Below are 12790 nucleotides of genomic sequence, written 5' to 3' on the forward strand. Positions count from 1 at the left end.
TGTCGGCGTCGCTCTCGTCACCGCCGGGGCACCCGCTTCCACGCCTGGGTCGAGTCCCGCTTCGAGGAGCTGCCGCTGCCCATGCTCGGCCCCGACGAGCTGCCCGGCGGTGACGAGAGCGACGCCGACATCGCCGACGAGCGCGATCTCGCCGAGCTCAAGGAGGCCTTCGAGCGCACCCCGTACGCCCGCCGCACCCCCTACCGGGTGGAGACGCCGTTCCAGATCACCCTGGCCGGCCGGGTGATCCGGGGCCGCATCGACGCGGTGTACCGCACGGGGAACACGTACGAGATCGTCGACTGGAAGACCAGCCGCACCAACACCGCCGACCCCCTGCAGCTCGCCGTCTACCGCCTCGCCTGGGCCGAACTGCACGGGCTGCCGCTCACCGACGTGACGGCCACCTTCCTCTTCGTGCGCAGCGGCGAGAGCGTCCGCCCCGCCCGCCTCCCGGGCCGCCCGGAACTGGAGCGGATCCTCCTGGACGAGCCACCTCCTACGGACGGATAAGCTGAAGGTCATGAGCGACACCCCGGACAGCGCCGTCCGTACGTACACCGAGCAGCACCGCGCAGCCTTCCTCGACGACCTCGCCGAGTGGCTGCGCATCCCGTCCGTATCCGCGCAGCCGGAACACGACGGGGATGTACGACGCAGCGCCGCCTGGCTGTCCGCCAAGCTGAAGGAGACGGGCTTCCCGGTCACCGAGATCTGGGAGACCGACGGCGCACCCGCCGTCTTCGCCGAGTGGCCCTCCGACGACCCGGACGCGCCCACGGTCCTCGTCTACGGGCACCACGACGTGCAGCCCGCCGCCCGCGAGGACGGTTGGGACACCGACCCGTTCGAACCGGTGATCCGCGACGGCCGGATGTACGGGCGCGGCGCGGCCGACGACAAGGGGCAGGTGTTCTTCCACACCCTCGGCGTCCGGGCCCACCTCGCCACCACGGGCCGCACGACCCCAGCCGTCCACCTCAAGCTCCTCGTCGAGGGCGAGGAGGAGTCCGGCTCCCCGCACTTCCGCGCCCTCGTGGAGCAGCGGGCCGACCGCCTCGGCGCGGACGCCGTGATCGTCTCCGACACCGGCATGTGGGACGAGACGACCCCGACCGTCTGCACCGGCATGCGCGGCCTCGCCGAGTGCGAGATCGAGCTGCACGGGCCGGAGCAGGACATCCACTCCGGATCGTTCGGCGGCGCCGTCCCCAACCCCGCCACGGAGATCGCCCGACTCGTCGCGGCGCTCCACGACGCCGACGGCCGGGTCGCCGTGCCCGGCTTCTACGACGGTGTGGCCGAACTCACCGACACCGAACGCGCGCTCTTCGCCGCACTGCCCTTCGACGAGGCCACCTGGCTGCGTACCGCCAAGTCGCAGGCGGCCTCCGGCGAGGCCGGCTACTCCACGCTGGAACGCATCTGGGCCCGCCCCACCGCCGAGGTCAACGGCATCGGCGGCGGCTACCAGGGCGCCGGAAGCAAGACGGTCATCCCGTCCTCCGCCCTGGTCAAGATCAGCTTCCGCCTGGTCGACGGCCAGGACCCGGACCACATCGAGAAGGCCGTCCGGGCCTGGGCCGAGGACCGCATCCCGGCTGGTATCCGCCACCGGATCACCTTCCTCCCGGCCACCCGCCCCTGCCTCACGCCCCTGGACCACCCCGCGCTGCAGGCCGTGGCCCGCGCGATGGGACGGGCCTTCGGCCAGAAGGTCCTCTTCACCCGCGAAGGAGGCTCGGGACCCGCCGCCGACCTCAGGGACGTGCTCGGCGCCCCCGTCCTCTTCCTGGGCATCTCCGTACCGTCCGACGGCTGGCACGCCCCCAACGAGAAGGTCGAACTCGACCTGCTGTTCAAGGGTGTGGAGACCACCGCCCACCTCTGGGGCGAACTGGCAGCCGCACTCCGCTGAATCCTCTGAACACCCGATCCATCCCGGGGGAGTAGGAAGCACCTGTGAGCACCTTCGACAACGCCACCACGGACCGGCCCATCGGTCTGACCGCGCCGAGCGGCATCGACCGCGCGGCGCACCACCGCCTCGACGAGGCCTGGCTGTCCGCCGCGTGGAGCCACCCGACGACCCGGGTCTTCGTCGTATCCGGCGGGCAGGTGCTGATCGACGACACCGCCGACGGCACCGAACTCGTGATGACCCCCGCCTTCGAGGCACCGGTCACCGAGACCCACCGCTACTTCCTCGGCACCGACGACGACGGGGTCAGCTACTTCGCCCTCCAGAAGGACACGCTGCCGGGCCGCATGGACCAGTCGGCGCGCCCGGCGGGCCTGCGCGAGGCGGGCCTGCTCCTCGGCGCCCGCGACGCAGGGCTGATGGTGCACGCGGTGGCGCTGGAGAACTGGCAGCGGCTGCACCGCTTCTGCTCGCGCTGCGGCGAGCGCACGGTCATCGCGGCGGCCGGCCACATCCGCCGCTGCCAGGCCTGCGGCGCCGAGCACTACCCGCGTACCGACCCCGCGGTCATCATGCTCGTCACCGACGACCAGGACCGCGCACTGCTGGGCCGCCAGGTCCACTGGCCCGAGGGCCGGTTCTCCACCCTGGCCGGATTCGTCGAGCCGGGCGAGTCCATCGAGCAGTCAGTGGCCCGCGAGGTGTTCGAGGAAGCGGGCATCACGGTCGGCGAGGTCGAGTACATCGCCAGCCAGCCCTGGCCCTTCCCCTCCAGCCTGATGCTCGGTTTCATGGCACGGGCCACGACGTTCGACATCAACGTCGACGGCGAGGAGATCGAGGAGGCTCGCTGGTTCTCCCGCGAGGAGCTGACGGCCGCCTTCGAGTCGGGCGAGATCCTGCCGCCGTTCGGCATCTCGATCGCCGCCCGCCTGATCGAGATCTGGTACGGCAAGCCGCTCCCGAAGCCGGTCCGCGCGAGCTGACCCGGCGGGGCCGCCGGGTCAGTCGAGCAGCGCGGCCGTGAACGTCTCGCGGTGGGCGGCCAGCCAGGCCTGCACACGGCCCCAGCGCTGCCATCCGCCGCGCTCGGCCAGCACGCGGAGGTAGACGGGATCGTCGTCGGCCACGCGGCGGGCGACGAACGCCCGGCAGACCTGCGTGGCCCGTCCGATCATGCCGGGCAGTGCGACACGGTCCTCGGGCGTGAGGCCGTAGCCTTCGGCGAGGATCCGCAGCCGCGCGGACGCGTCCGGCCCGGCGGGATACAGGGCGGCCGCGGACTCCGGATCAAGCATCGGCACCCAGTAGCGGGCAGCCATGTCGACATCCCAGAGCGGACGGCCGGGAGCCGCCAGGTCGAAATCGATCAGGGCGGCGGCACGGCCGGCGCGGAAGACGACGTTCTCCGGACACACGTCGTTGTGGCACACCACGGTTCCGCCCTCCGGGTCGGCGAGGTCCTGGGGCCACGCGACATCCGGGTCGACCGGGATGCCCGCCGAGGCCTCGTGCAGGCGGCGCACCAGGGCCCCACCGACCCGAGTGCGGTCGTCGTCATCACCCAGGACGGGAACGGCGGAAGAGCCACGTCACCGGGAACGAACGTCAGCCGCTCACGGCCGTCAGCGGTGAGGCCCACGGGAGTCGGAGCCGCGTCGAAGCCGGACTCCTCCAGCGCGAGGAGATGGGCATGGAGGGCGTGTGCGTGGTGCGGCGCCGGACGCTCCACCCACGCACCCCGGCGGAACACCGCCCCCGCGTTCGCCGTGCCCCCGGCCAGTGCCTCGCCGTCCGCCTCGTCCTCGGTCGTCATGCCGATCACGCTATCGACGAGCCGGGCCGGGCCCGCGCGGGCGGACTTGTGAAGACCTTTGGTCCGGTGCCGGGCGGGCGGATATGCGACGGCCTTCGATCCGGCGTCGCGTGGGCGGACATGTGAAGGCCTTCGATCCGGCGTCGCGCGGGCAGGCGGGCGGATATGCGAAGACCCCCGATCCGGCGGCGGGCCGGTCGGGGGTCGTGTGCGTCAGCGCGTCAGGCGCCCAGCGCCTGCTTCACCTGGGCGAGACTCGGGTTCGTCAGGGTCGAACCGTCGGGGAAGAGCACGGTCGGGACCGTCTGGTTTCCGCCATTCGCCTTCTCGACGAAGGCCGCCGACTCCGGGTCCTGCTCGATGTTGATCTCGGTGTACGCGATGCCCTCGCGGTCCATCTGGCCCTTGAGCCGACGGCAGTAGCCGCACCACGTGGTGCTGTACATCGTCACAGTGCCCGGCATGTCTTCGCGCTCCTCTGTCTCATCGGCCGCGGCAATCCCGCCACGTCCCGCCCCATCGCGTGCGCGTCTCGTCCGTCACACGTGAATCGGGGGACATGCGTTGCCGCACGGAAGGAGAACGCACGTGACCTGGCCACCATTCCCGGACCCGCCCCCGATTAGTACGACGGACGGGGCGGCCCTGTGGACAACTTCCGCGGCCGCCCCTTCCGACCTGGCAGCATGGCGGGGTGACATCAGCAACGCATTCCACCCTCTTCCCCCAGGTCCCCGACACCGCCGACGCCGTCCTCGACGGGCTCGACCCCGAGCAGCGCGAGGTCGCCGAGGCCCTGCAGGGCCCGGTGTGCGTGCTGGCCGGAGCCGGTACGGGCAAGACGCGGGCCATCACGCACCGCATCGCGTACGGGGTGCGCGCGGGGATACTCCAGCCGACGAGTGTGCTTGCCGTCACGTTCACCAACCGCGCCGCCGGCGAGATGCGCGGGCGCCTGCGCCAGCTCGGCGCGGGTGGGGTGCAGGCACGGACCTTCCACTCCGCGGCGCTGCGTCAGCTCCAGTACTTCTGGCCGAAAGCAGTCGGTGGTGATCTGCCCCGGCTGGTGGAGCGCAAGGTCCAGCTGGTCGCCGAGGCGGCGGCCCGCTGCCGCATCCGGCTCGACCGCAACGAGCTGCGCGATGTCACGAGCGAGATCGAGTGGGCCAAGGTCACCCAGACCGTGCCCGCCGACTATCCGGCCGTGGTCGCCAAGTCCCAGCGCGACGCCCCGCGCGATCCCGCCGAGATCTCCCAGGTCTACGCGATGTACGAACAGCTGAAGCGCGACCGCACGGTGATCGACTTCGAGGACGTGCTGCTCCTCACCGTCGGCATCCTCCAGGACCGGCACGACATCGCCGACCACGTGCGCCGTCAGTACCAGCACTTCGTCGTCGACGAGTACCAGGACGTGAGCCCGCTCCAGCAACGGCTCCTCGACCTCTGGCTCGGCGACCGCGACAACCTGTGCGTCGTCGGCGACGCCAGCCAGACGATCTACTCCTTCACCGGGGCCACCCCCGACCACCTGCTCAACTTCCGCACCCGCCACCCCCGGGCCACCGTGGTCAAACTCGTCCGCGACTACCGCTCCACACCCCAGGTCGTCCATCTGGCCAACGGGCTGCTCTCGCAGGCCCGGGGCCGGGCCGCCGAGCACCGGCTCGAACTGGTCTCGCAGCGCGAGTCCGGCCCCGAACCCGCCTACCTGGAGTACGCGGACGAGCCCGCCGAGGCCGAGGGCACCGCCCGCCGTATCCGGGATCTGATCGCCGCCGGTGTCCCTGCCGGTGAGATCGCCGTGCTCTACCGGGTCAACTCCCAGTCCGAGGTCTACGAGCAGGCCCTCGCGGACGCGGGCGTGCCCTACCAGCTCAGGGGCGCGGAGCGGTTCTTCGACCGCCCGGAGGTGCGGGAGGCGGGCGTCGCCCTGCGCGGAGCGGCCCGGGCGGGGGGCAACGACTCCCTGCTGGACGATGCGGAGGGGCTGCCCTCCGAGGTGCGGGCGGTGCTCTCCACCAAGGGGTGGAGCAGCGAACCGCCCACCGGCTCGGGAGCGGTGCGTGACCGCTGGGAGTCGTTGGCCGCCCTGGTCAGGCTGGCCGAGGACTTCGAACAGGCCAGGCCGGGCGCGACGCTGTCCGACCTGGTCGCCGAACTGGACGAGCGGGCGGCCGCCCAGCACGCCCCCACGGTCCAGGGGGTCACGCTGGCCTCCCTGCACTCGGCGAAGGGGCTCGAGTGGGACGCCGTGTTCCTGGTCGGGCTGACCGAGGGCATGATGCCGATCACCTACGCGAAGACGGACGAGCAGATCGAGGAGGAGCGTCGGCTGCTCTACGTCGGTGTCACCCGGGCCCGTTTCCATCTCTCGCTGTCGTGGTCGCTGGCCCGCTCACCCGGTGGCCGGGCCGGCCGCCGGCCGAGCCGGTTCCTGAACGGGGTGCGCCCCGGCTCGGCGGCGCTCGGCGGCCGGGCGACGACAGGCGGCAGCGGCGGGATCGAGCGCCCGGCCGCGGCCCGGCGCAAGCGGCGTGGGCCCGCGCTGTGCAGGGTCTGCGGCAAGACGCTGACGGATGCCGGCGAGATGAAGCTGATGCGCTGCGACGACTGCCCGTCCGACATGGACGAGGCGCTCTACGAGCGGCTGCGCGACTGGCGTGCGGCGCGGGCGCAGGACATCGGCCAGCCCGCGTACTGCGTGTTCACCGACAAGACGCTGATGGCCATCGCCGAGGCGGTGCCCGGCACCGAGGGCGAACTGGCCGGGATCTCCGGGGTCGGCGCGCGGAAGCTGGGCCGGTTCGGCGCCGCCGTCCTGGACATCTGCGCAGGTGGGGACGGGGTTGAGGATCCCGGGGCGGCCGACGAGGAGATGTGAGAAAAACTCGTCGAAAAAATAGTTTGCGCCCGCCCCAGTCATCACCATAGGTTCTTAACCACGGGAACAGCGACTTCTCTGAAGCCCTGACCCTGTGCTGTACTTATCCGAATACGTAGGACCGGCTCGACCGGTCCCCAGAGACGCCGAGAGGAGGCGATTGAAGTGATCAGCATCATCGAGACCAACAAAATGACCGATCTCTCGGTCGTCTCCGCCGCCTGCTCGCTCGGCCTCGCCTGCTCTTCGGATTCCTCGCTTCGTGGCACCGGTATGTCCGGCATTTCCGCCGTCAGCCTGCTGCCTCTGGCCGGCCTTCCTGTGCGGGAGCGCAATGAGCGACCGGCTCAGGCACCGGCAGCAGCAGTAGCGAAGGGACAGGCCCAGGCCTATGCCTTTGCGGCCGTCGGTGCGGGATCGGAAGCCGGAGCCGGAGCCAAGAAGACGACGCACCACCACACGATGTGGGCCTTCCGTGGGCCTGAACCCTGGAGTGATCCAGTCTGATCGACGATCGGACCGGCGCCTTCAGGGCCGCGGAACCCCACTCGGGATCCGCGGCCCTTTTGTTTTGTCCGAACGGACGAGACAGCGCGAAGGAGCCTCGGGACAAGCAAGACCTGGTACCAGCCGCCCCCCGGCCAACAGGCCGGAAACGACCAGACGAGGACACCACCACCGTGCAACTCGAAGCGCACGCCCCGTCCGTCCCGCCTTCCGACACGATCCCCCCGCCCGGCCTCACGGAGGACTCCACCTTGATCCCCCTCACCGCGCTCACCGCGCTCGACGACGCCATCGAGAACCTCGGCGTGCCCGTCCCCTGCCGTTCCTACGACCCCGAGGTCTTCTTCGCCGAGTCGCCGGCCGACGTCGAGTACGCCAAGTCCCTCTGCCGCACCTGTCCGCTCGTCGAGGCCTGCCTCGCAGGCGCCAAGGAGCGCCGCGAGCCGTGGGGTGTCTGGGGTGGCGAGCTCTTCATCCAGGGCGTCGTCGTCGCTCGCAAGCGGCCGCGTGGCCGTCCCCGCAAGAACCCGGTCGCGGCGTGACCGCCGACCTGGGGGTCATGGCCCCCAAGCCCATGAAACGCATCGGAACCATCGACCGTCCCCTGACCCACGACCCCCGAAACCAGGCACCAATGACCATCCCCACGAGGGAGCCCGTCGGCTCCGCGACACCGAACGTCACCATCATCGGCGCGAACGACTCGCGTCAGAACAGGACCCGCGAGATGCAACTCATCCCAGAAGCCCTGGCTCGTGCGCATATGCACGACCGCCTGCGGGAATCCGCCGTGGAGCGTCAGGCAGTGCGCCTGATCACCGCGCGGCGGATGCAGCGCCGGGCCGAGCGCGCCTCGATGCGCGCCCGCCGTGCGCTGGCCATGGCGGTCATGCACTGAACCCAGCAGTACCGCGCACCGGCAGTATCCGCCGGGGACAGCCGCTCTCTGCTCCCCGGCAAGCAGAACCCATATCCGTACCCCTGTCGCGGGGCCGGTCCACTCGGACCGGCCCCGCGGCCGTGTTCCGGCCGATGCCGCTGATGCCACCGGCGCCGTGCCGGATCCTCACCGGGGAGTTATCGTCACGAGGTGGACGAGGAGACGGATTGCTCCGGACCAGGCGGCACCGCGGACGTCGTGTGCGCCCTGTGCGGCGCCCGCGCCGCGAGCGAGAACGCACCGCCGACCTGGCTCTGTTCCGTGGAGAACGGCAGTCGTCACTACTTCTGCGACGACTGCGCCCGCACCCACATCCGGGCCATCGAGGGCCGCCTCGACTCCGCCTGGTGGTGACGCCGGTGGCTGCCGCCCCCGCCCGGCCCGCCGGCTAGGCCTTTCGCAGGGATCGTGCCGGACCCCGCGAGCCCGGCACGATCCGAACGAGGGCGCCCCTAACTCACGTCCGCGGGAGCCGCAGCCACCTCTGCGGGACCCGCAGCCACCTCTGCGGGAGCCGCGGCCACCTCTGCGGGAGTCGCAGCCACGTCCGTGGGAGCCGCGGCGCCATCCAGGGCCTCGTCCTCCGCCGTCACTTCACGCACCGTCGGTCCATCGTCGGGGGATGCCTCCACGACAGGCGACGCCTCCTGCTCCTCGTCCTCCACCGACAGGAACCCCGGGAGCCAGGACTCCAGTTCCTCCCGCAGCCGGACCGTGGCGCCGAGCTGGCACAGCACCCCGATCGTGCTCAGCGTCACCCGGTGTATCAGCAGGTAGGCGGGCGGCAGGTTCAGCTGCTTGCCCAGCTGATGAGCGGGAGAGCGCGGGTCCGCTATACGGGCGGCCTGGTTGCGCATCCAGGACCGGCTGAAGGTGAACTCGTCCACCTCGGCCGGCTCGATGATCGGAAGGAGGTAGTCGAGGACGGCGTCCGGCGCGAGGTCGATCGAGTCCTTGACGAACCCTTCCTCACGCAGCAGTTCGTACACGGAGTCCGCATCCCCCTGGAGCGTCAGCCGCAGGGAGTCCCCGATGGTCTGCGGCAGCCCGCCCGGCAGCCGGTCCACCGTGCCGAAGTCCAGCACCCCCAGACGCCACCGATCCGCGCCGGCCTCCACAGCACCGTCGTCCTGACCGGCCTCGCCGTCCGATGCGACGGCTGGGCCCGCGGGCAGCAGCCGGAAGTTTCCGGGGTGCGGGTCCGCGTGCAGCAGTCCGGTGCGTGCGGGTCCGGAGAACAGGAACCTGGCCAGCAGCTGTCCGGCCCGGTCCCGTTGCTCCGGGGTCCCGTCGGCGATCACGTCGGCCAGCGGCACACCGCCGATCCATTCGGTGACCAGTACCTGATCGGCCTGGTGGACAACCCCGGGGACCACGACATCTGGGTCGTCCGCGAACTCCGCGGTGTGTTCCCGCTGCGACTGCGCCTCCTGTTCGTAGTCCAGTTCCTCCGACACCCGGTCCCTCAGCTCGGTGATGAGCGGCTTGATGTCCATGCCGGGAACCAGCGGGCCGAGCAGCCGGGCGAACCGGCTGAGTTGGGTGAGGTCCGAGAGCAGTGCCTCGCCCGCGCCCGGGTACTGCACCTTCACAGCGACGTCCCGGCCGTCGTGCCACACCGCCCGGTGCACCTGCCCGATCGAGGCGGCCGCCGACGGCTTGTCCTCGAACTCCAGGAACAGCTCACGCCAGTCCTCGCCGAGCCGCTCCGCCAGCACCGCGTGGACCGTGGCGACCGGCAGGGGAGGGGCGGCCTCCTGGAGTTTCGTCAGGGCCGCACGGTAGGGACCCGCGACCTCTTCCGGGAGAGCGGACTCGAAGACGGACAGGGCCTGCCCGAGCTTCATGGCCCCGCCCTTCAGTTCGCCCAGCACCTTGAAGAGCTGATCGGCGGTGCGCTGCTGCACTTCGCGAGCGACCAGTTCCGCGGACTTCCCGCCGATGCGCTTTCCCAGCCCCCACGTGGCACGGCCGGCGAACCCCAAAGGCAGCGCGGCCAGCTTGGCGGTTCGGGTGACCGCCTTCCGGGGAAGATCAGACATATGCCCCTCCAAATCCCAGACTGCCGCGCTGCGTGCGGCGGTTACCCGGCCATTGTGTCGTGCGCCGTGCCGGCCCCGGAGGTGCGCACCCCCTCAGTGTGCCCACCCGCTCCGCAGGAACAGTCGACGTGTGCCCCGATCTGCTCCGACCGCCAGTCCAACAGCGGCAGCGCCGCCTCCCAGCGGGCCGCGGTACTGGCCGGCAGTTCGCCGTCGAGGAAGGCCAGCGCGTGGGACGCCGCGAGTCCCGCCACCGCTGTCGCCAGACCCAGATCGCAAGCCTGCACGGCGGTGCGCCGCCCGGACTGCCACTGAGCCAGCATCCGCGGCCACTGCTGGTCCCGGTCGCGCCGGTTCAGATCGAGGCAACCCGCACAGGCTGTTCCTCCCGGCAGCACCAGCGGTCCGACGAACCCGGTTGCCTCGATGACTCCGGCATAGAGATGGGGTGTGCCCGAGGCGATCCACGGCTCGGCGGTGCGCGGATCGGGCACATAGCCGGTCAAGCCGTCGCGTGGGGCGACGACGATCAGGGACAGGCCGGGTTCCCCACCGGCGTGTCCGGCCACCGGCTGCACGCTCCGGGGCGCAGGACCGGGGAAGGAGCGGCGGACCAGTTGCCGCGCCGCCGAGTCCCGGCGCTCGCCGACCGCCGAGGCAGGCAGGCCCCCGGGCGACACGTCGCACGGTTCGGCGCACCCGCCGTCCAGGACCTCGACCCGGCCCACCCCCGATCCGGAAAGCACCGCCGCGATCGCCGCTCCTACCCGGCCGGCTCCTCGTACCTGGACGCGCATGGAGCGGCGGGCCGCCAGCCGTCGCAGCCCTCCGCCCGGTTCGGGATGGACGACGGAGAGTGACGCCAGGTCGGGTCGGTGACGTTCCAGTACGTCCGCCCGGCTGCGTAGCGCGTCGGCTTCCGGGCCGCCCGCCCGGACATCGTCGACGAGTCCCGCGTCCATCAACCGCGCCACGATTGTGTCCACTTGATGGTCGTTCAGGTCCAGCGCCCCGGCCTCTGCGCGTAGCAGGGACATCCCGCGCGTCCCGTCGAGCAGTTCCAGGAAACAGCCCGTCGCGATATCCATCGGGCCGACCTTGACCGCATGTGCGGGCGTCACTCCGAATTGCACGGTGCCGCTGCCGCGCCATGCGCGGCGCAGTGCGGGCTTCAACATCGGATGCACGGCTTCCCCCGGTCTGTGTGGCTGCGTGAGATCCATTGCCAGAATGCGGCGCGCCGCGGAACCGTGCGAAAAGTTATCCACAGGCGGGGGGTATTAGTCGTTCAAATGGTGCAAGCCATGGGGCGGATCATGTGTGAACCGTCCCGGAGGCGGGACTTCCCCCACTGACAGCGGGTAACGTCGTGGCGTGCCCGCCGACTCGTCACCCGGCTTCGCCGGGGAGACTTCCGCGCGCGGCGCCGGAACCCACCGGCGCAGTGCGGCCGACCATCCGCCCCGTGCCTCGGCGACGAGCGCGGTCGAGGTTCGCAGGAGCAACCGTCGTAGCAGAACGGTCTCCGCGTACCGGGAGGGCGACCGGACCATCGTGCTGATTCCCGCCCGGATGTCAGAGGCCGAGGAGCGGCGCTGGGTGAGCGTGATGCTCGACAAGCTCGCCGCCCAGGAGAACAAGCGGATTCTCGGCGACAGTGAACTCGCGGAGCGGGCGGAGCGTCTGTCCGCCCAGTATTTCGAGGGCAGGGCCCGGCCTGTCTCGGTCCGGTGGGTGACCAACCAGAACACCCGTTGGGGGTCGTGCACCCCTGCCGAGGGCAGCATCCGGCTCTCGCACCGTCTGCAGGGCATGCCGGAGTACGTCGTCGACTACGTGCTCGTCCACGAACTGGCCCATCTCCTGGTGCCCGGGCACGGACCGCGGTTCTGGCGGCTTCTCGACGCCTACCCCCGTACCGAGCGGGCCCGGGGCTATCTCGAAGGGGTGGTGGCCGCCGACCGGCTGCCGCACCTGCCTGCCGCACGCGGTGAGTGACGCTCGCCGTATGTGGTGAGTGACGGCGGATGTACGCGGTGAGTGACGTTCGCGATTTGTACCGGGTCTGTACCGGCTTGGCCCAATGCCTGAGTTTGCGGTTAGCCTGACGCGACGCATTCACCTTCCGGATGGGGGACGGTCGTTACGCATGGCCAGGGAATTCCAACGCGGCCACAAGGCCAAGATCAGCGATCTCACGCCGGGGACGGACCTGTACGTAGGTGTGCAGATCGCCGGCCCGGGACTGACCTTTGACATCAGCTGCTTCGGCCTCGATGCCAATGAGCAGCTCTCCGACGACCGTTATTTCATCTTCTTCAATCAGCCGAAATCGCCCGAGGAGTCCATTCAGCTCCTCGGCGCGCAGGCCGGTGACACGGAGTCGTTCCGCGTCACTCTGGACCGCATTCCGGCGAACATCCACAAACTGTCCTTCACCGCGACGCTGGACGGTGCCGGACAGATGTCGCAGGTCGGTCCGGGGTACATCCGGATCGTCGCGGGTGGCGAGGAAGTCGTCAGGTACGCCTTCACGGGCTCGGAGTTCACCACCGAGCGCGCGGTGATGCTGGGTGACTTCTACCTCAAGGACGTCTGGCGGTTCGCCGCCGTCGGCCAGGGCTTCGACGGCGGGCTCGACGCGCTGCTGAAGAACTTCGGCGGTGAGGTCGCCGAGGAG

The 12790-nt window shown here is 70.7% G+C and carries 13 protein-coding genes and 1 pseudogene; 10 read left to right on the top strand and 4 right to left on the bottom strand.

Annotated features, from left to right (window positions below; translation table 11 throughout):
• The 3 genes from JGS39_RS27390 to nudC form a co-directional block, all read left to right on the top strand.
• On the top strand, window positions 1-513 hold a 513-nt coding region (locus JGS39_RS27390; protein WP_219572275.1), incomplete at its 5' end, for a PD-(D/E)XK nuclease family protein.
• Window positions 514-523: 10 nt separating this feature from the next.
• Window positions 524-1918, top strand: coding sequence for a dipeptidase (locus tag JGS39_RS27395; RefSeq protein ID WP_219572276.1), 1395 nt, complete (start codon window positions 524-526; stop codon window positions 1916-1918).
• Window positions 1919-1962: 44 nt separating this feature from the next.
• Window positions 1963-2907 carry an NAD(+) diphosphatase gene (gene nudC, locus JGS39_RS27400; protein ID WP_219572277.1) on the top strand — a complete coding sequence of 315 codons (945 nt, stop codon included), beginning with the start codon at window positions 1963-1965 and terminating at the stop codon, window positions 2905-2907.
• A gap of 18 nt (window positions 2908-2925) precedes the next feature.
• On the opposite strand, the pseudogene JGS39_RS27405 reads toward nudC, so the two are convergent.
• Window positions 2926-3737: pseudogene (locus tag JGS39_RS27405) on the bottom strand (phosphotransferase).
• 221 nt (window positions 3738-3958) lie between these two features.
• Window positions 3959-4201 carry a mycoredoxin gene (locus JGS39_RS27410; RefSeq protein ID WP_148020608.1) on the bottom strand — a complete coding sequence of 81 codons (243 nt, stop codon included), beginning with the start codon at window positions 4199-4201 and terminating at the stop codon, window positions 3959-3961.
• A gap of 230 nt (window positions 4202-4431) precedes the next feature.
• On the opposite strand from JGS39_RS27410, the gene JGS39_RS27415 reads away from it, so the two are divergent.
• From JGS39_RS27415 to JGS39_RS27435, 5 genes are all read left to right on the top strand, one after another.
• Window positions 4432-6621 (top strand): ATP-dependent DNA helicase UvrD2, encoded by a 2190-nt coding sequence (locus tag JGS39_RS27415; RefSeq protein ID WP_219572278.1) that lies wholly within the window; start codon window positions 4432-4434, stop codon window positions 6619-6621.
• 165 nt (window positions 6622-6786) lie between these two features.
• Window positions 6787-7128: a hypothetical protein gene (locus JGS39_RS27420; protein ID WP_219572279.1), complete on the top strand. Its 342-nt coding sequence runs from the start codon at window positions 6787-6789 to the stop codon at window positions 7126-7128.
• Window positions 7129-7301: 173 nt separating this feature from the next.
• Window positions 7302-7670 (top strand): WhiB family transcriptional regulator, encoded by a 369-nt coding sequence (locus tag JGS39_RS27425; RefSeq protein ID WP_093549938.1) that lies wholly within the window; start codon window positions 7302-7304, stop codon window positions 7668-7670.
• Window positions 7671-7702: 32 nt separating this feature from the next.
• Entirely contained in the window at window positions 7703-8026 is a 324-nt protein-coding gene (locus JGS39_RS27430; RefSeq protein WP_219572284.1) for a putative WhiB-interacting protein, read from the top strand.
• Window positions 8027-8218: 192 nt separating this feature from the next.
• Window positions 8219-8422, top strand: coding sequence for a hypothetical protein (locus JGS39_RS27435; RefSeq protein ID WP_219572280.1), 204 nt, complete (start codon window positions 8219-8221; stop codon window positions 8420-8422).
• Between the two features lie 98 nt (window positions 8423-8520).
• On the opposite strand, the gene JGS39_RS27440 is transcribed toward JGS39_RS27435, so the two are convergent.
• Window positions 8521-10110: an ABC1 kinase family protein gene (locus tag JGS39_RS27440; protein WP_236064284.1), complete on the bottom strand. Its 1590-nt coding sequence runs from the start codon at window positions 10108-10110 to the stop codon at window positions 8521-8523.
• Window positions 10111-10151: 41 nt separating this feature from the next.
• Window positions 10152-11297: a ThiF family adenylyltransferase gene (locus tag JGS39_RS27445; RefSeq protein WP_219572281.1), complete on the bottom strand. Its 1146-nt coding sequence runs from the start codon at window positions 11295-11297 to the stop codon at window positions 10152-10154.
• Window positions 11298-11484: 187 nt separating this feature from the next.
• Between JGS39_RS27445 and JGS39_RS27450 the strand changes: the two genes are divergently transcribed.
• A complete protein-coding gene (locus JGS39_RS27450; RefSeq protein ID WP_219572282.1) occupies window positions 11485-12108 on the top strand; it encodes a M48 metallopeptidase family protein in 624 nt (207 codons plus the stop codon).
• Between the two features lie 151 nt (window positions 12109-12259).
• Window positions 12260-12790: TerD family protein (locus JGS39_RS27455; protein WP_219572283.1), on the top strand; the 531-nt coding region annotated here is incomplete at its 3' end.

It is taken from the genome of Streptomyces poriferorum (assembly GCF_019399235.1).
Classification (GTDB): Bacteria; Actinomycetota; Actinomycetes; order Streptomycetales; family Streptomycetaceae; genus Streptomyces; species Streptomyces poriferorum.